This is a genomic window from Streptomyces tremellae (assembly GCF_039540215.1).
GTDB classification, from domain to species: domain Bacteria; phylum Actinomycetota; class Actinomycetes; order Streptomycetales; family Streptomycetaceae; genus Streptomyces; species Streptomyces tremellae.
On sequence record NZ_BAABEP010000001.1, the window covers coordinates 21,406 to 40,094 of the forward strand.

Sequence of the window (18,689 nt, forward strand, 5' to 3'; positions counted from 1 at the left end):
GCGGGGCGGTGGTCGAGCGGGGCGCCGGACAGGCTGTGCGGAGAAGCGCGGGGACGGGGTCCCCGCGCCCTCACGGCCGGCTCACTGGAGGCCGTTGGCCTTGCAGGCGGCGGCGTACGTCGGGGTGCAGATGTCCGACAGCTTGTAGATCTTGTCCTTCAGGACCGTGTCCTTGATGTTGGACTTGGTCAGGGCGACCACCGGGACGATCTTGGTGGGCACGTTCTTCGTGGTGTCGCTGTTGCTGGAGTCCGGGGCGATGGAGTCCACGGACTTGCCCTGGGCGAGCGCGACGGCCAGCTGGCCGGCGATGGCCGCCTCCTGCGGGTAGGACTTGTAGACGCTCATGAACTGCGTGCCCGCGAGGATGCGCTGCACACCGGTGAGCGTGGAGTCCTGGCCCGTGACCGGGACCTTCTCCGGGTCGATGCCCGCGGACTTCATGGCCTGGATGATGGCGCCGGCCATGTCGTCGTTGGCGGAGTAGACGCCGACGATGTTGTTCTTGCCCAGGGCCTGGATGGCCGCGGCCATGTTGGCGTTGGCGTTGTTCGGGTCCCAGTCCTGGGTGTCGTACTGCTTGCCGATGCTCGTGGCCTTCTGGAGGATCGGCAGCGCGCCGTTCTTGAACAGCTTCGCGTTCGGGTCCGTGATGGCACCGTTCATCATCACGATCTTGCCGCTCTTGGCCTTCGAGCCCAGCTGCTTGACCAGCGCGTTGGCCTGTACGCGGCCGACCTCGGTGTTGTCGAAGGAGGTGTACGCGTCGACGGGGCCGTCCGCGAGGCGGTCGTAGGCCACGACCGGGATGCCGGCGTCCTTGGCCTTCTGGACCGAGGAGGCGATCGACTTCGAGTCCACCGAGTCGAGGATGATCACGTCGACCTTGCGGGTGATCAGCGTGGACATCTGCTGTGTCTGGGTCGTCGCGTCCTGCTGGGCGTTCTCGTAGACGACCTTGCCCTTGCCGTCGGTGAGGTCGGCTATGCGCTTGGTGATCAGCGGGCGGTCGAGCGCCTCGTAGCGCGCGGTCTTGTTCTCCGGGAGCAGCAGGCCGACCGTGATGGCGTCCGAGGAGGACTTCTTCTTGCCCGAGTCCCCGCCGCTGCCGCCGGACTGCTTGGCGCTGCCGCAGGCGGCGAGAAGGACGGCCATCGCGGTGGCCGACGCGGCCATCGCAGCACGACGCATCTGAGCGTTCACTTCGAAAAACCTCCCTGACGAGGCCGCGTCGCTGCGGCCGAGGTGGCAGGAAGTCAACTCGGCCAAACGGGCGGCGTCAAGGAGTAAATCCTTAACGAGATGACAACGGTGCCATTCGTTATCTAAGTGAAGGCAGGAGTGGAGGCCGGAAGGGCGCTTTCCAGCAGGGTCGAATCGCCCATCTCACTCAGTACGAGGGCCAGCGCGCCGAGCACCTCGGCCCGCCCGCCCAGGGCGCCGGGGAGCACGGAAAGGCGGCGGGCCGCGCTGGGAATGGCGTAGCGCGACACGGACTCCCTGATGGGCGCGAGCACCAGTTCCCCAGCCTCCGCCAGATCGCCGCCGAGCACCACCCTGGAGGGGTTCAGGAGGTTGCACAGGTTGGCGACGCCGCTGCCGACGTGCCGGCCGACGTCGGCGACGACCCGGCGGCAGCCGGGGTCGCCGTCGCGGGCCAGCTGGACCACCCGCTCCATGGTCAGCTCCGTCCCGTGGCTCGGCTGGAGGAGCGGCAGCACGTAGCGGGCCGCGGTGAAGGTCTCCAGGCATCCGCGGTTGCCGCAGCGGCACACGGGGCCCGCCTCGTCCAGGGTGATGTGCCCGATCTCGCCCGCGGTACCGCCGGGGCCCCGGTAGATGGTGCCGTCGATGACGAGGCCCGCGCCGACACCGCTGGCGACCTTGATGTACGCGAGGTCCCGCACGCCCCGCCCGCTGCCCCACACCATCTCGCCCAGGGCGCCGAGGTTGGCATCGTTGTCCACGTACACCGGGACGCCGAGGCGCGCGGCGAGCTCCTCGCTCGGGTTGATGCCGCTCCAGCCGGGGAGTATGGCGGTGGAGCCGAGCGTGCCCGACTCGACGTCGATCGGACCCGGGACGCCGAGCCCGGCGCCGACGATCTTCGTGCGGTCGATGCCGGTGGTCGTGATCAGCCGCTCGACCAGGTCTCCGCGCGGCCGAAGCCGTCCACGTACGAGGCGTCGACGTCGAGCGGCTCCGACTCCTCCGCGAGCACCTGGTGGGCGAGGTTGCCGACCGCCACGCGCAGGTGGGTGTGGCCGAAGTCGACGCCGAGCACGATGCCCGCGTCGGCGCTGAGCGAGACGCTGCGCGCCCTGCGGCCGCCCGCCGAGGTGGGGGTGACCTGGACCGTGCCGCCGTCCTTGAGCTCCCGGACGATGTTGGAGACCGTGGCGGCGGACAGGCCGGTGCTCCTGGCGATCTCGGCCTGCGTCAGCGAGCCGGCCATGCGCACCGCGCGCACGACCCGTTCGAGGTTGGCCCGGTGCAGCGACGACTGCGACCCCGGAGTCTCCACGGCTCATCCACTCCTGCCCCTGGCGGGCGACGCGACGGCCGCCTTTCGCGGGGCCGCGTCACTGAGACCCCGACGTATCTCCAACTTGTGAACCCTTAGCTCAGCGTTTGGTGCGGCCTCCCGTCAAGACCTTGAGCGACGCCCGTGCGGGACGAAACGCCCGGAGCGCGGCGAAACGCCCGCCGACCGCGGCCGGTGGGCGTTGTCGCGCCTGACCTTATTTCAACGCGCCCGCGGTCAGTCCCGCGACCACCTGCCGCTGGAAGACGATGTAGGCGGCGAGCACCGGCAGCATCGCCATGACCAGCCCGGCGAACAGACCCGAGTAGTCGCCCTTGTACCCCTGGCTCGTGGCGAGTTCGACCAGGCCCTGGGAGAGGACCTTGTGGTCGGGGCTGGTGTTCAGGACCGTGGGCAGCAGGTACTGGTTCCACTGCCCGAGGAAGTTGAAGATTCCCACGCTGATCAGACCGGGCCGGGCCATCGGCAGCATGACCTGGAAGAACGTGCGGGTGTGCGAGGCGCCGTCGATGATCGCCGCCTCGGCGACCGAGGTCGGCAGCGTCCGGAAGAAGGACGTGAGGAAGAAGACCGTGAACGGCAGCGAGTACGCGATGTAGACCAGGATCAGCCCGTGGATCGTGTTGAGGACCGCCAGGTTCTGCATCACGTAGAACAGCGGCACGAGCGCCAGGATCACCGGGAAGCTCATCCCGCCGATGAACAGGAAGTAGAGGAACCTGTTGCCTGGGAACTCGAACCGGGCCAGCACGTACGCCGCCATCGAGCCGAGCAGCAGCGTGCCGAAAAGCGAACAGGCGACGACCATCACGGTGTTGAGGAAGTAGTCGCTCATGTGCGCCTGCTCCCAGGCGCGCGACCAGTTCTCGAAGTGCAGGCGGTCGGGGAGCGACCAGGGGGAGGTGAAGATGGACTTGTCGTCCTTGAACGACGTCATCACCGCCCACAGCAGCGGCATCACCACCAGGACGGCCCAGAGCACCAGGATGCCGTGGGAGAAGACGTTCAGCCCCCCGCCGGTCTTCTTCTCGCGGTCCGCGCCGCGGGGCACCGGCCGCGTCCCCGGCGCGGGCGGCGCGGCCTCGGCGGGCTGGGGGGAGGCATCGGTCGTCATTCAGTACTCCAGCCGTTCGCGTCGGCCCAGGCGCAGCACACCGCCGGCGAAGACCAGGGTGACGATGAGCAGGGCGACACCGATCGAGGTCGCGTAGCCGGCCTGGCCGTCGCGGAACGCCTTCTGGTAGACGTACAGGCTCAGGACGTTGGTGGAATCAGCGGGTCCGCCGGGGCCCACGGTCATGATCTGGGTGACCGCGAACGCCTCGGCGCCCAGGGACAGCACGCCCATGTAGACCCAGCCCGACTGCACGGTGTCCCACAGCAGCGGCAGGGTGATCCGGAAGAACGTGGTGGCCCGTCCCGCGCCGTCGAGCAGCGCCGCCTCGTAGAAGTCCTTCGGGATGGACGACATGCCCGCGGAGAACAGCACCACGAAGAAGCCGATCTGGCTCCACATCAGGACCGCCATCACGCACCACAGCGCGAGCCCGGGGTCGCCGAGCCACTCCGGCTGCACGCCGTCGAGGCCGACCGCGCTCAGGAAGGCGTTGAGCGCCCCGCTGTCGGGGTTGTAGAGGAACTGGAACAGCAGGGCCACGATGGCGATGGAGAGCACCTGCGGGAAGAAGTAGACGATCTTGTAGAAGGGCGCGCCCCGGACGCCGGAGACGGCCGCGCCCTTCCGCCTGCGGCCCCCGACGTTGAGCATGAAGGACAGGAACAGGGCGATCGCCAGCACCACCACGGGAAGCACCAGCACATAGACCACGCTGTGCCGGAACGACGCCCAGAACGTGCTGTCGTGGATCATCCGCCGGTAGTTGTCGAGTCCGGTCACCGAGAACTGGGGGCTGAGGCCGGTCCAGTCGGTGAACGAGTAGTAGATCGACTGGATGAACGGCCAGATGACGAAGATGGCGTACAACGCCAGGGGCACGATCAGGAACCCCGCGATGAACCGGTACTTGCCGTGCTGCATGTCTCCCGACCCCGAATCCTGTGCGGACACCGCCCGACGGCGCGCCGCGGTGCCCGGGAGCTGCCGGGCACCGCGGCGGCCGGGGACCGGTACGGTCCCTGGGCCGGGGCGCGCTCGGGGCACCCCGGCCCGGCGTACCGCCCTACTGGTGCTTGTAGTGGGTGATGGACGAGTCCTTGGCGGCCGCGTCGGTGAACTCCTGGCACTTCTTGACGCATTCGGCCGGGGTCATCCGGCCGGCCATCATCTCGCCGAGCGCGCCGACGCCGATCTTCTGCTTCATCAGGTCGACGTACCAGTCCTGGAGGCGGGGGTTGAGGACGTTGGAACCCGCCTTCTTCAGCGCGTCCACGCCGGACTGGAGGGCGCTGGTGAGCCTGAGTCCCTCGGTGCCGCCGTTGAAGGAGCTGAGCGACTTCACCTTCCGCGTGAAGTTCCGCGAGGACGCCTCGCTGAGCATGACGCGCAGCTGCTCCATCCCGCCGAGCGGGTTCTTCGCCTTCGCCGGGACGATGTACGGCTCGCCGCCCGCGGCCCAGATGGTGCCGAAGGGCAGCTTGTCGTGGGCGTCGAGGCTGGAGGGCGCGGAGACCTTCATCCGGAAGTCCTTGGGCGTGGTCTTCGCCGCCTCGTTCTCCACCCAGGAGCCGTTGGGGATGAACAGCGCCTTGTACTGGGTCCACGCCGTCTGCGACTGGATGTGGTCGAGCCCCGGGGTGCCCTTGAGGATGTACCCCTTGGCGTACAGCTCGTAGTAGGCGTCGAAGGCGGCCTTCACGGCGGGCGCCTTCCAGCAGTTCGGCTCCAGGTTGTCGATCGCGTCGAGTACCTCTCGGCCGCCGATCTTGCCGATGAAGGGGAACAGCGAGAAGGGGATGTAGTAGGGGTACTTGCCCGCGTACGTCCAGCCCGCGACCCCCTTCTTCTTGGCCTTGGCGCACAGCGCCAGCATGTCGTCCCAGGTCTCGGGGTACCGCGCGTCGAAGCGGTCGAGCGCGGTCTGGGAGTACCAGACGCCGTAGACCGTGTACGCGTAGTTCATGACGTAGACCTGCTCGCCGTTGAACTGACCCATCTCCAGGACGCCGGGCCGCAGCGTGTCGCGGACCTTCTTGGAGGGGTCGTCGACCGAGGGCGCGTCCATCAGCGGGGTGAGGTCGGAGAGCTGCTTCTGCCCCACGAGGACACCCATGTCCATCTGCTCGGCACCGGAGTTGTCGATCAGATCGGGCGGGGTGCCGCCGTTGAAGCGGGGCTGGAGCTGGGTCTGGATCTTCTGGGTGGGCGTGAGGGTGATCTTCGCCTCGGGGAAGCTCTTGCGGTAGAGCGCGGTGGCGTCCTTGGCGTACTCGGTGCCGAAGCCGCCGTCGAAGATCACGAAGTCGAGCGGGGCGGTGTCGTTCACCCCGAGCGGGTTCTTCGCGCTCGTCTTCCCCTTGTCGGGCTTGCTCGCGCCGTCGTCCCCGCCGCCGCTCGCGCAGGCGCTCAGGAAGCTCACCGCCGGCACGCCGATCACGCCGAGCGCCGCCGACCGCTTGATCACGTCGCGGCGGCCGAGGCCCCCGTCGCTCTGAGCGGAGGTGGATGCCATGCTCTAGTCCTCGCCTTCTCCAGGACTCTGGCGGTGTGCCGCGCGGCCGTCCTTCTCATCTGAGGCGAAGGCCCCGCCACCGCGGGTCTACGAAGCTGGTCGTGCCGGGTGCCCAGGTGTCCGTGGGCGGTGAACCGCCAAAAGGTCTGCCGCGGGGCGCGGTCCGGTCCGCCCGGCGGATTGCGGGCAGAGTCCACCCGGGTCCTCCCCCGGCCCCGTCCGCACAGCGAAAACACCAGGGCGGACGCCGACAGGTATAGTCCACTTCCCGCCGGGTGAGCAAGATCGAAAGCAAAGTCGGACGGCAGTCTTTCCCTGTTCGAGACCTCGCGGAAATGTGGGCCGATGAATGAATGATTCGGCGCGAATCACCTCCGGAATTCCCGGTTTCGTGAAATCTTCCCGTTGCAACACCCTTGACATCGCTGCCCCTTCGGATGTCGATCATGCTCCGCGCCTCACTCCCGGGGTTCGGCCCCACCCCGGCGCGGACGGTATGCCGAACGCCGGAGAAGCGTGCCGGACACATACGGCGCAGGCAAAGCGCCGCCCAAGCGTTCGGCGGGCGCGAGAAAGGAGGGAAGGCGGGAAAGGGGGAGAAAGGGGCGTCCTGGCAACGAATCCCCCTCCCCGCGTATCCCCGCCACCGGTGTTCACGGATCCGTTTTTCGTTTTACGGATCATGGAAAAGGGCCGGAGCGCATGGTGGGAGGGGACCCGGGGCGCCGGCAGCGTGCCGCACGGGCGGCGCGGCGGGCCTCGCCGGCCGCGGTGCCGCCGCCGGTGCCAAGGCCGCGGGAGCCCCGGAGGCGGCCGACCGGAAGGTTCGGTTCGCTGAACGGACGGTGAACGGGTAGCGGATTGACCACAATCCGAGGTGTGGAGCGCTGAACCGTGGGGACACGGCCTCCGTAAGGGAGGACAATGGACTTCCCGGGGTCCCGGTGCCGGGGACCGCAGCGATCTGTCACGCCGAGGGGGCGCGTCATGGTCTTCCAGGGGGCGTACACGGTGCTGTGCGCGGTTCTGGCCTTGTTCGGCCTCGCCTGCGCCGTGTGGGCCTGGACCGTCAGCGGGCGCGGCGGCGGGACGTGCTGAGCGCGGCAGCGCGGTCCGAGAGGCCCGCTGCCGGGCGTCAGTCGAGCAGGCGGCGGATCAGCGGCAGGAGCTCGTCCCGGTCGGCCGCGGCGAGGTGCGGCAGGGTGCCCGCGCGGCGCGCGAGGACGACGCCGACGAAGGCGGCCGTGAGCAGTTCGGCGCGCAGCGCGGCCTGTTCGTCGCCCTCCTGTACGAAACGCTCCCGCAGTGGTCCCACGACCCTGCGGTCCAGCTCGGCCGCCGCGGCGGCGTACGCGTCCGGGTCCTCGTAGGGCCGCACCGCCACCTGCGCGACGGGCCCTGGGCCCTGCCGGTCGAAGCGGCTGACCAGCCCGGCGAGGCGGTCGGCGTCGAAGAGGTCGGCGAAGCTCTCCGAGCGGTCCTCGGCCCGCAGGACGGCGACGAACAGCAGCGCCTTGCCGCCGAAGTAGCGGGCGATCATCGCCGGGTCGACCCCGGCGCGTTCGCCGATGTCCCTGGCCGTGGTGCGGTCGTAGCCCCGCTCGCCGAACAACTCCCCCGCGGCCCGCAGCAGTCGCTCGCGGCTGGCCGCCGCGTCCCGGCGGCGCGGGGCGGTACGCCCTGCGGCGGGCTCGGTGGCGTGCGGTGCGGCCTCGGCGGCGGTGGGCCGGGGCCCGGTCGGTTCGGTCACGGGGTCAGTCCTCGCTGGGGTCGTACGGGGCGGGCGCCGCGCCCTCCATGGCCCGCGAGCGCGGGCCGCCGGCCGGGGGCAGGTCGGGGGTGGCAGGCACCGCGCCTGCGAGGCCCTCGTCGGCGAGTACAGGGTCCGCCGCGGCGGACCGCGGAGTGTGCTGTGCGCCGGTGGTCCCTACGGCCGCCGACGTGCGGGCGCGCAGCCTGGGCAGCAGGACGGCGGCGAGGGCGGTGGCGATCCACATCGCGCACGCGATCAGCCCTCCGTCGGTGTAGCCGGCGCCGCTCGGCAGGTCGCGGCCCTGGGCGGTGTGGGCCTCAAGCACCACGGCGCTCATGGTACTGCCGGCCGCGTAGCCGATGTACCGGATGACCTGGTTGAAGCTGGTGGCGCTTCCGGTCTCCTGCGCCGGCACCGAACCCACGATGAGACCGGGCATGACCGCGAAGATCGCGCCCACGCCGAGGCCCGCGAGCGCCATCACGACGAGGACCTCCACCATGGTGGAGCGCGCGTAGCTGAACACCGCCATCGCGAGCAGCATCAGGACGGCGCCGAGCGCCAGGGCGGAGCCCGCGGGTATCCGGGTCACCAGGGCGCGGGTGACCCGCGTGGCGACGACGCTCGCGGCGGAGAACGGCACGAGGACGAGGCCCGCGACGAAGACGGAGGCGCCGAGGCCGTACCCGCTGCTGACCGGCGTCTGCACGAAGCGCGTCACCAGGGAGATCAGCAGGTACATCCCGACGCCCGCGAGCAGCGCCGAGACGTCGGCGGTGAGGATGGAGGGGCGGCGCAGCAGGCGCAGGTCGACGAGCGGGTGGGCGGCGAGCAGCTCCCGTACGACCCAGCCTGCGAGCACCAGGACCGAGCCGGCCACGACGCAGACCAGCAGCGGCGAGGTCCACCCCCAGCTCTCGCCCTCGCTCAGCGAGAGCAGCAGCCCGACGAGGGCGGTACCCAGCAGGACGGCGCCCGCCAGGTCGACGGGCCTGCGGGGCCGGTGCGCGGAGGACGGTACGACGACGGCGGCGACCACCAGCCCGAGCGCGCTGACGACGGCGCCGAACCAGAACGCGGCGTGCAACCCGCCGAACCGGGCGACGAGCCCGGTGACGGGGTAGCCGAGGCCCACGCCCGCGACCGTCGTCACCGAGAGCACGGCCGCGGCGGGCCGCGCGCGCTCGGCGGGCAGCGCGTCGCGCACGGCGGTGATGCCGAGCGGTGTCAGCCCCAGGCCGATGCCCTGGAGCGCCCGCCCGACGAGCAGGTAGGCGAAGCCGAGCGGCAGCGCGGCGAGGACCGCGCCCACCGTGACCGCGGCCAGGGACACGATGATCACGCGCCGCCGGTGCGGTCCGTCCCCCAGTCGTCCGGTCAGCGGCGTGGCGACCGCGGCCACCAGGAAGGTCACGGTGAGCGCCCACTGGGCGTCGTTGACCGAGATGTGGTCGGTCTCCGCGATGGTCGGGATCAGCGGCGCCCCGAGGCTGCTGACCACCGCCACCACCATGCCCATGAACACGAGTCCCGGCACGAGGAACCGGTGCGCGGGTGCGGGCGGAGCGTCCTGACGCGAAAGTCCATGGGTCATACAATCAGGCTACGCCTCATGTCCACGCTCGATGTCTACACCCGATGACCACCCGCCCCCTCGGGAACCCGACACGGCGCCCCCGCACCCTGGGGGTGCGGGGGCGCCGGGGCGGGGCTGGGATTACTTGCGCAGCAGGCTGCGGAGGACGTACTGCATGATGCCTCCGTTGCGGTAGTAGTCCGCTTCTCCGGGGGTGTCGATGCGGACGACCGCGTCGAACTCCACGCCGGAGTCCGTGGTGACCTTGACCGTGGACGGGATGGTGCCGTCGTTGAGGCCGGTCACGCCGGTGAAGGAGAAGGTCTCCTCGCCGGTGAGGCCGAGGGACTCCGCGGTGCGGCCCTCGGGGAACTGGAGCGGGAGGACGCCCATGCCGATGAGGTTGGAGCGGTGGATGCGCTCGTAGGACTCGGCGATGACGGCCTTGACGCCCAGCAGGGCGGTGCCCTTGGCGGCCCAGTCGCGCGAGGAGCCTGAGCCGTACTCCTTGCCCGCCAGGACGACGAGCGGGATGCCCTGCTCGATGTAGTTGCGGGAAGCGTCGTAGATGAAGGAGACCGGCGCGTCGGCCTGGGTGAAGTCGCGGGTGTAGCCGCCCTCGGTGCCCGGCGCGATCTGGTTGCGCAGGCGGATGTTGGCGAACGTGCCGCGGATCATGACCTCGTGGTTGCCGCGGCGCGAGCCGTAGCTGTTGAAGTCGCGGCGCTCGACGCCGTGCTCCGTGAGGTACTGGCCGGCCGGGGTGTCGGCCTTGATGGCGCCGGCCGGGGAGATGTGGTCAGTGGTGACCGAGTCGCCGAGCTTCGCCAGGACGCGGGCGCCCGTGATGTCCTCGACCGGGGCCGGCTCGTGCGCCATGCCCTCGAAGTAGGGGGGCTTGCGGACGTAGGTCGACTCCGCGTCCCACTCGAAGGTGTCGCCGGTCGGGATGGGGAGCGCCTGCCACTGGGCGTCGCCCGCGAAGACGTCCGCGTAGGACTTGTTGAACATGTCCTCGCCGATGGCGCTGGCGACGACCTCGTTCACCTCGGCCTCGGTGGGCCAGACGTCCTTGAGGAAGACCGGGTTGCCTTCGGCGTCGTGGCCCAGCGCCTCCCTGGTGATGTCGGTCTTCATCGAGCCGGCCAGCGCGTACGCGACGACCAGCGGCGGGGACGCCAGGTAGTTCATCTTGACGTCGGGGTTGATCCGGCCCTCGAAGTTGCGGTTGCCGGAGAGCACCGCGGTGACCGCCAGGTCGTGCTCGTTGACCGCCTTGGAGACCTCCTCGGGCAGCGGACCCGAGTTGCCGATGCAGGTGGTGCAGCCGTAGCCGACGAGGTTGAAGCCGACCTTGTCGAGGTACGGGGTGAGGCCCGCCTTGTCGAAGTAGTCGGTGACGACCTTGGAGCCGGGCGCGAGCGTGGTCTTGACCCAGGGCTTGCGGGTCAGCCCCTTCTCGACCGCCTTCTTGGCCACGAGCGCCGCGGCGACCATGACGTACGGGTTCGAGGTGTTGGTGCAGGAGGTGATCGCGGCGACGGTGACCGCGCCGTGGTCAAGCTCGTACGTCACGCCCTCGGGCGAGGTCACGCTGACCGGGTTCGACGGGACTCCGTTGGCCGCGGCCGGCGAGTCGGAGGCCGGGAAGGACTCCTTGCCCGCCTCGTCCACGGTGTCCACGTAGTTGCGGACGTCCGTCTTGAACTGCTCGGCGGCGTTGGCGAGGACGATGCGGTCCTGCGGGCGCTTCGGTCCTGCGATCGACGGGACGACCGTCGCGAGGTCGAGCTCCAGCTTCTCGGAGAAGTCCGGCTCGGCCTTCGGGTCGAGCCAGAGGCCCTGCTCCTTGGCGTACGCCTCGACGAGCGCGACCTGCTGGTCGCTGCGGCCGGTCAGGCGCAGGTAGTTCAGGGTCTCGTCGTCGATCGGGAAGATCGCGGCGGTGGAGCCGAACTCCGGCGACATGTTGCCGATGGTGGCGCGGTTGGCGAGCGAGGTCGCGGCGACGCCCTCGCCGTAGAACTCGACGAACTTGCCGACGACGCCGTGCTTGCGCAGCATCTCGGTGATGGTGAGCACCAGGTCGGTGGCGGTGGTACCGGGCTTGAGCTCACCCGTCAGCTTGAAGCCGACGACGCGCGGGATGAGCATCGACACGGGCTGGCCGAGCATCGCGGCCTCGGCCTCGATGCCGCCGACGCCCCAGCCGAGGACGCCGAGGCCGTTGACCATGGTGGTGTGCGAGTCGGTGCCGACCAGGGTGTCGGGGTACGCCTTGCCGTCGCGGACCATCACGACGCGGGCGAGCTTCTCGATGTTGACCTGGTGGACGATGCCGGTGCCCGGGGGGACGACCTTGAACTCGTCGAAGGCGGTCTGGCCCCAGCGCAGGAACTGGTAGCGCTCCTTGTTGCGGCCGTACTCCAGCTCGACGTTCTGCTGGAAGGCGTTGCTGGTGCCGAACTTGTCGGCGATCACGGAGTGGTCGATGACCAGCTCGGCGGGGGCCAGCGGGTTGATCTTCGCCGGGTCGCCGCCGAGGTCCTTGACGGCCTCGCGCATGGTGGCGAGGTCCACGACACACGGCACACCGGTGAAGTCCTGCATGATCACCCGGGCGGGCGTGAACTGGATCTCCTGGCTGGGCTGCGCCTGGGAGTCCCAGCCGCCGATCGCGCGGATGTGGTCCGCGGTGATGTTCGCACCGTCCTCGGTGCGCAGCAGGTTCTCCAGGAGCACCTTCAGGCTGTAAGGGAGGCGCGCGGAGCCCTCGACCTTGTCCAGCCGGAAGATCTCGTACGACTCGTCGCCCACGCGCAGCGTGCTGCGGGCGTCGAAGCTGTTGGCCGACACGACAGTCTCCTTCTTGATGTGCGCGTACTACCGCCATGCTGCCGCCACGAGTCGTCACCGATCCGCTAAGGTAAGACTTAGTTAGGGTCGCCTTACCTTGTCGCAGGCCGCGGTACGTCTTCGACAAGTATCTCGATGTCGAGATAACTCTAGTACATGGCCGCGCCGCGGTCATGCGCGTACGGCCGCCGGCCCGTCCCGCGCTTCCGTGCGCCCTGCTCCCGGCCGCCACCGGCCGCTTGCCGCGGAGCGGAGCGGGGCCGGGAGCGGCGGCCGTGCCGCGCGAGGCGCAGGGCGACGTCCGGCGCCCTGTCCCGCCGGCGCCCGACCACCGCGTCGGCGGACTCCCCGGCCTGCGTGCGCGGTCAGGACCGCGGCGGCAGCCCGCGCCGCCCGACGACCTTCACGCGCGCCTCCCGCCGTCCGCCGACAGCGCCGTCCCGGTGCGTAGGCCGCGGCGTCCGAGCAGAGCCAGACCGCTGCCGCCTCCTCCGACGCGGCCAAGCGGCCGAGCGGGGTGATCGCCGCCTGCGTCGCGATCATGTCGGCGCCGGCCGCGACCCTTTCGAAACCGGGTGCGCGGGTACGGACCACCACGGGGGCACAGACCTGGAGGGGTGCCGCTTGCCTCATCCACGCTCGGCTCGGCAGAGCGGGCTCGTGGGAGTCGTACCGCGCCGCGGAGTCCGGCATGGCCGTGCGCAGGCGTACCGGCTGCTCGGTGCCGCCCGCGCCCGGGCCGGATCCACGACGCCGTCGCGGCGGGCCCCGGGGCGTCTCGCACCCGGGCGGCCACGGCCCAAGGCGTGCCCGGTCCGCGTGCGGGAGGCCCGCGTACGGGCACAGCCGCGTACGGACGCCCCGCGTACGGACACGGGCGCCCCGGGTACGCACGCCCCGCGTACGGCGCGGGTCAGGCGCCGGCGTTCCGCTCAAGGTCGAGCAGGGCCGCGGCCTCGGCGCGGTTGGCCACGCCCAGCTTCGCGAACAGGTTGTTGACAGGGGTCCTCACCGTCGCGACCGAGACGTAGAGGGTCTCGGCCACGGAACGGTCGCCACGGCGGTCCGCGATCAGTTCGAGCACCCTGGTCTCCTGCACGGTGAGAAAGCGGCGGGCCGCGACCCGCTCCAGGGCGCTGCGCACCGAGCGGCCCCGCACCATGACCGACGCGATCCCGGGCGCGAAGGTCCTGTGCCCGTCCGCGGTCGCGGTGATCGCGGAGACGGTCTGCGCCCGGCCCGCGCTCTCGGTGAGGTATCCCGCGGCGCCCGCGCGCAGCGCGCCGACGAGGGACTCGTCGTCCGCGTAGGTGGTCAGGACCAGCACCGCGGGCGCGGGCGGCGGGAAGCCCGCGATCGCCCGCGTGGCCTCGACGCCGTCGACGCCCGGCATCCGCAAGTCCATCAGGACCACGGCGGGGGCGAGGCGGCGCGTTCGGTGACGGCCTGTGCGCCGTCCGCCGCGGCGCCGACGACCTCGATCTCCTCCTCCCTCGTGTTCGAGGACGGTGACGAGGCCGTCGCGCACGGCGGCCTGGTCGTCCGCCACCACCCCCCGGACGGGCCGCCCACTCATAGGGCACCGGCACTCCACGCCCCGCACTCCCTCTCGTCCGCCCGCGTCGGGCGTGCCGCCGACCAGGCGTGCCCTCTCCCGCATCCCGGCGATCCCGTGGCCGCCGGGCGGCAGGGGGCCGCCGGTCGCGCCGGGTCCGCTCAGCGCGGTGGAGACGCTCGCCTTCGCCGGGCACCAGCCGCTGTCGGGGCACGACGCGGCGATGCTGCTCGTGAGGCTCCTGGTGGGGGTGGGGCTCGCGGCGGTACGGGCGTTCACCGCGCGGCTCTCTGCCAGGGGCGGGCAGGTGGTGCGGCGCGGGACCTGGCTGACGGGGCCGGCGACCGGACCTCGCGCGCCGGCCCCGGCCGCCGGCTCCGCCGTCAGAGCGCGATCTGGAGGCGGTTGTCGACGATCTGCCCGAAGTCGGCGTCCTCGGGGATGAGGTCCCAGTCGACCATCCAGTCGTACGTGCGCTGGAACTCGGCGACCGGGTACGGCGCCGGCTCCGCGTACCGCAGCCGGTCGCGGCGGAAGTCGGACGGGTCGAGGTGCACGATCTCCTCGGGCACGTCCGCGATGAGGTAGTGCAGGTACGGCTTCGGGTCCTCGTTGATCTTGTGCACGGCCTTGATCACCGCGCGCTGGATCGCCGTGAAGGTCTCCGGGTCCATGCCGGGGGCGGCGATCTCGGCGCCGACGTAGAACGCCTCGGCGATCAGCTTGTAGCCGAGCTTCTCCGCGACCGTGATCCACGGCTCCATCACGGCGGCCGCCGCGACCTTGCCGTCGCGCAGCGCCTCGAACCGCTCCTTCGGGCCGCCGACATGGACGATGTTGATCTCCTCCTTCCTGAGGAAGCCCTCCAGGGTCTGGATGCCGATGTAGTGGGACCCGTGGTGGAAGTTGACCCCGACGGTGCGGCCCGCCAGGTCCTGCGGGTGGTTGGCCGGGTCGTCGGGCCTGACGAAGATGGCCTGGCTGCCGATCGCGGCGCGCTTGCTGACGACCTGGCCGCCCGCCTCGCTGTCGTACGAGCGGCGGATCTGCCCCCACTCGCAGGCGCGGTAGAGGGACGCGTCACCGGCCTCGAAGGCGGAGTTGCCGCTGAACGCGGAGATCAGGGTGTGGTCCTCGACGGGCTTGAGCACCGCCTCGCGCCGGCCCTTGCGCACCAGCTCGACATCCAGCCCCTCCTCGGCGAAGTAGCCCTCGTCGCGTGCGACGAAGTAGGGCAGGGAGAAGACGGGGCTCGACGTCTCACTGACGATCTTCTTGAGTGCCATGGTGGCTGGCCTTCCTTTGAACCGGTGGACGGGTGGGGTGCGCCGCGCGCCGTGCACCGCGCGGGTGGCGCGGGCGTCAGCGCAGGACCTGCGCGACGGTGGTGTTCTTGGGCAGCGGGCCGTACGTCTTCTGCAGGCCCTGGTAGAAGCCCTGCTTGGCGAGGGCGTTGACGTAGGAGTTGTCGACGAGCGGGGTGAGGTTCTTCAACGCGGCCTGTTGTGCGGCCGGTTGGTAGCGAACGTACGGTGCGAAGTCCGCCGTGTCGCACCGGCCGACGGGTGCCTGGACCGGTGGCAGGTAGGCGTCGAAGCTCTTGCCGAGTGTGGCCGCGTCGGCCGGCTCGGCGGGGTCGAGGTGGAGGAACGCGCCCAGCGTCTTCACCCCGTCGGCCTTGTGCGTCTGGTACGACCAGGCGCCCTCGGCCAGGCTCTTGAGGATCGCGGTCACCGCCTCGGGGTTCTTCTTCGCCCAGTCGGTGGAGACCACGTAGGGGCTCGGCGGTCCGAGCGCGTAGCCGAGCTTGGCCAGACCCGCCTTGTCCGCGCGGAAGTTGAAGGGCGTGGAGAGCAGGCCGCTGTCGACCTTCCCGCTCGTGAGCGCGGTGAGCACATTGGGGATCGAGCCCAGCGCAACGAACTTCACGGCGTCAGGGGCGAGTCCCTTGGAGCGCAGGTACGCCTGGAGGGCGACCTGCGGCGCGCCGCCGAGCGAGGGCACGCCGACGGTGCTGCCCTTGAGCGCGGCGAGCGAGGAGGTCCCCTTGCGGGCGTAGACGTAGTAGCCGTTGTTCTTCGCGACGCAGCCGATCGTGGTGATCGGCACGTGTTTGGCGTACAGGTCGAGCACGTCGCCGCCGGCGAGCTGGTCGAAGGCGACGGAGCCCGCCACGAAGGCCGCCTTGAGCTGGCCCTCGGCGGAGAGCGGGGTGGTGACGGAGAGCCCGTTCCCCCGGAAGAAGCCCTTCTTCAGGGTGTACTGGAAGGCTCCCTGGGCCGCGGAGACGGAAGCCGTGGGCACCGTGAGGCGGGTCGCGGAGCCCTTCGCGCCGGTATGGTCCGAGGCGGCGGAGCCCGAACCGCAGCCGGCGAGCAGGGCGGACAACGCGCCCGCCGCGGCGAGGGCGAGGGCGCCGCGGGCACGTGGTCCGCCGGGGAGGCGGGCGGCCCGTGGGGGCGTTGCGTCGGGTGCATGCGGTTCACGCATCGGCGGTGCCTTTTCTCAGAGGTAGGCGGGGCTCCGGCGACCGCGCGGCCACCGGTCCCCGGGTCGTGGCGAGTTCGGAGGCGCTGGCCCGCTCGTCACCGCTCCGTAGGCGCTGGTAGACACGGGCGCTGACGGCGGCGAGGTACTCGCCGTGCTGGAACTCCCCGGTGCGCGGGCGCTTCCCGTCGACCTCGAAGGTCTCCACGATGCGTCCTGGCCGTTCGCTCATCACCGCGACGCGGTCGCCGAGGAACACCGCCTCGTGGATGTCGTGGGTGACGATGACGGCCGCGGTGCCGAGGGCGTGCAGGGTTTCGGACAGTACGCGCTGGAGCCGTTCGCGGGTGAGGGTGTCCACGGCGCTGAACGGTTCGTCGAGCAGCAGGGCCACCGGGTCGGTGGCGAGCGCGCGGGCGAGGTTGACCCGCTGCTGCATGCCGCCGGAGAGCGCGGCGGGCCTGAAGTCGTGGAAGCCGGTGAGGCCCACGAGTTCGAGCAGTTCGTCGGCGCGCGCCCGGCGCCGCGCTGCGCTCGGCCGGCCGCTGTGCGCCCGCAGCCGCAGCCCGAACTCGATGTTCTTGCGCACACTCCACCAGGGGAACAGCGAGGGCTGCTGGAACACGTATCCGGTGTCGGTGCTGCCCGCGTCGGGCGGCCGCCCCTGGAGTGTGACACTGCCCCGGTCGAGCGCGGCGAGGCCTTGGAGGGACTTGAGCAGTGTGGTCTTGCCACAGCCGCTCGGGCCCACGACCGCGAGCACCTCGCCCCGTCCGACGGTCAGGTCCACACCGTCGAGCACGGGCAGGGGCCCGGAGGCGGTCCTGTAGTGTGCGTGCGCCCCGCGCACCTCGATGACCGGTTCCGCGGCGGCGGTCGGTTCGTCCAGTGTGTTCATGCCTGCTCCGTCCGGGCGGTACGGGCCTCGTTCACGCGGCGTTCGAAGAACGCGACGAGTGCGGTGAGGACGATGCCGATCACACTGAGCGTGACCACACCGACGTAGACGTCGTCGGTCTTGAGGTTCTGCTGGCCGGAGATGATGAGGTAGCCGAGGCCCGAGGTGGAGCCGAACAGGTCCGCGGCGACGAGCGCGATCAGGGCGCGGCCGATGGCCAGTCGCAGCCCGGTGAGGATGTGGGGCGTGGTGCCGGGGAGGGTGAGGAAGCACAGCGTCTCGAAGGAGTTGGCGCGGAACGCGCGGGTCACGTCCCGCAGTCCGCCGCCGACGACGGAGGCCGCGCCCGCCTGGGTGTTGATGACGAGGGGGAAGAACCCCGAGGCCGCGACGATCGCGACCTTGGCGGTGAAGCCGAAGCCGAGGCCGACGATGACCAGCGGCGCCACCGCGATCACGGGGATCGTGTAGAGCGCGGTCACCCAGGGCCCGAGCGCGGCGGCGAGCGGGCGGCTGGTGCCGAGCAGCAGTCCTGCGGGCACCCCCACCGCTGTGGCGATCGCGAGGCCGATGAGCAGTTGGGCGAGGCTGAGACCGATGTCGGGCCCGAGCGTGCCCGCGCCGAACAGGCCGGCGGCGTCCCTGGCGATCTGGGCCGGGCCGACCACGGCGAGCGGGTTGGGGCTGAAGACGGTGATCACGAGCTGCCACACCGCGAGGCCGGCCGCGATGGAGACCAGGGGCAGTACCAGCCTGCGGACACGGCTGCTCCGCGAGCCCCTCGGGGTCTCGGCTGAAGCGGGCACGGGAAATCCTCCGTTGCTCGGGCGCTGCGGCGGACGGGGGTCGGATGGTGGGAGGGGCCGGGGCCCGGAGCGGGCCGGTCACCCGGGTACGCGGGCACGGGAAGGGCACGGGAAGGGCACGGAAAGATGCGGCGGGGACCGCACCGCCTGGCGCGGCGCCCGCCACCGGTGTGTGCGGTGGGGCGCCGGCAGGGGCGGCGTGCGGGACGCGGTGGGTACGGGCAGGGGCGGTGGCCGCCGTCCGCACGGAGGCGTGAGGGCACGGAGCTGTACCGCACGGTGAAGGGTGATTCCCGGCCGTACGGCGGTCGTTGAAGGCCCGGTCAGCGGCGCGCGGGCGCCCGCGGGAGCCGTGGTCGCCGGATGCGCGGGACGCTTCGAAGGTCCAGGATCCCAGCGGTCCGCCGCGGCGGTAGGGGATCGGGCCGCGGCGCGCAGGTGCGCGCCGGGCGTGCGCGGTCAGCGACAGACGGCCCCGCTGTAGAGAACGAAGTCCAGGTACCGTCGCCGCACGAGAAGGTCAGCAACCGGGTTCATGCGAACGAGTATGCGCGGGGGCCTTTCCGGGTGTCAACAGGCATCGC

General features: G+C 71.0%; 12 protein-coding genes and 1 pseudogene. All 13 read right to left on the bottom strand.

Features of this window, described 5'->3' with window-relative positions; translation table 11 throughout:
• Window positions 1-81: 81 nt before the first annotated feature.
• Window positions 82-1,191 carry a substrate-binding domain-containing protein gene (locus ABEA77_RS00090; RefSeq protein WP_345639638.1) on the bottom strand — a complete coding sequence of 370 codons (1,110 nt, stop codon included), beginning with the start codon at window positions 1,189-1,191 and terminating at the stop codon, window positions 82-84.
• A 134-nt stretch (window positions 1,192-1,325) separates the two neighbouring features.
• Window positions 1,326-2,524, bottom strand: a pseudogene (locus ABEA77_RS00095) (ROK family transcriptional regulator).
• Between the two features lie 217 nt (window positions 2,525-2,741).
• Window positions 2,742-3,659 (bottom strand): carbohydrate ABC transporter permease, encoded by a 918-nt coding sequence (locus tag ABEA77_RS00100; protein ID WP_345639640.1) that lies wholly within the window; start codon window positions 3,657-3,659, stop codon window positions 2,742-2,744.
• A complete protein-coding gene (locus tag ABEA77_RS00105; protein ID WP_345639641.1) occupies window positions 3,660-4,583 on the bottom strand; it encodes a carbohydrate ABC transporter permease in 924 nt (307 codons plus the stop codon).
• A 142-nt stretch (window positions 4,584-4,725) separates the two neighbouring features.
• Window positions 4,726-6,174, bottom strand: a complete 1,449-nt coding sequence (gene ngcE / locus ABEA77_RS00110; protein ID WP_345639642.1) for an N-acetylglucosamine/diacetylchitobiose ABC transporter substrate-binding protein — start codon at window positions 6,172-6,174, stop codon at window positions 4,726-4,728.
• A 1,135-nt stretch (window positions 6,175-7,309) separates the two neighbouring features.
• Entirely contained in the window at window positions 7,310-7,924 is a 615-nt protein-coding gene (locus ABEA77_RS00115) for a TetR/AcrR family transcriptional regulator (RefSeq protein WP_345639644.1), read from the bottom strand.
• A 4-nt stretch (window positions 7,925-7,928) separates the two neighbouring features.
• On the bottom strand, window positions 7,929-9,521 hold the full coding sequence (locus ABEA77_RS00120; RefSeq protein ID WP_345639645.1) for an MFS transporter: 1,593 nt from the start codon (window positions 9,519-9,521) through the stop codon (window positions 7,929-7,931).
• A gap of 123 nt (window positions 9,522-9,644) precedes the next feature.
• Window positions 9,645-12,359 (bottom strand): aconitate hydratase AcnA, encoded by a 2,715-nt coding sequence (acnA, locus tag ABEA77_RS00125; RefSeq protein ID WP_345639647.1) that lies wholly within the window; start codon window positions 12,357-12,359, stop codon window positions 9,645-9,647.
• A 913-nt stretch (window positions 12,360-13,272) separates the two neighbouring features.
• Window positions 13,273-14,193, bottom strand: coding sequence for a response regulator (locus ABEA77_RS00130; protein ID WP_345639648.1), 921 nt, complete (start codon window positions 14,191-14,193; stop codon window positions 13,273-13,275).
• Window positions 14,194-14,297: 104 nt separating this feature from the next.
• A complete protein-coding gene (locus tag ABEA77_RS00135; protein ID WP_345639650.1) occupies window positions 14,298-15,200 on the bottom strand; it encodes an ABC transporter substrate-binding protein in 903 nt (300 codons plus the stop codon).
• 76 nt (window positions 15,201-15,276) lie between these two features.
• Complete coding sequence (locus tag ABEA77_RS00140) at window positions 15,277-16,404, bottom strand: ABC transporter substrate-binding protein (RefSeq protein WP_345639652.1); 1,128 nt, start codon at window positions 16,402-16,404, stop codon at window positions 15,277-15,279.
• Window positions 16,397-17,299 (bottom strand): ABC transporter ATP-binding protein, encoded by a 903-nt coding sequence (locus ABEA77_RS00145; RefSeq protein ID WP_345639654.1) that lies wholly within the window; start codon window positions 17,297-17,299, stop codon window positions 16,397-16,399. Before ABEA77_RS00145 ends, ABEA77_RS00140 begins: the two co-directional genes overlap by 8 nt.
• The gene (locus ABEA77_RS00150; protein WP_345639656.1) at window positions 17,296-18,105 is read right to left on the bottom strand and encodes an ABC transporter permease; all 810 of its coding nucleotides are present in this window, start codon (window positions 18,103-18,105) and stop codon (window positions 17,296-17,298) included. Before ABEA77_RS00150 ends, ABEA77_RS00145 begins: the two co-directional genes overlap by 4 nt.
• Window positions 18,106-18,689 lie beyond the last annotated feature (584 nt).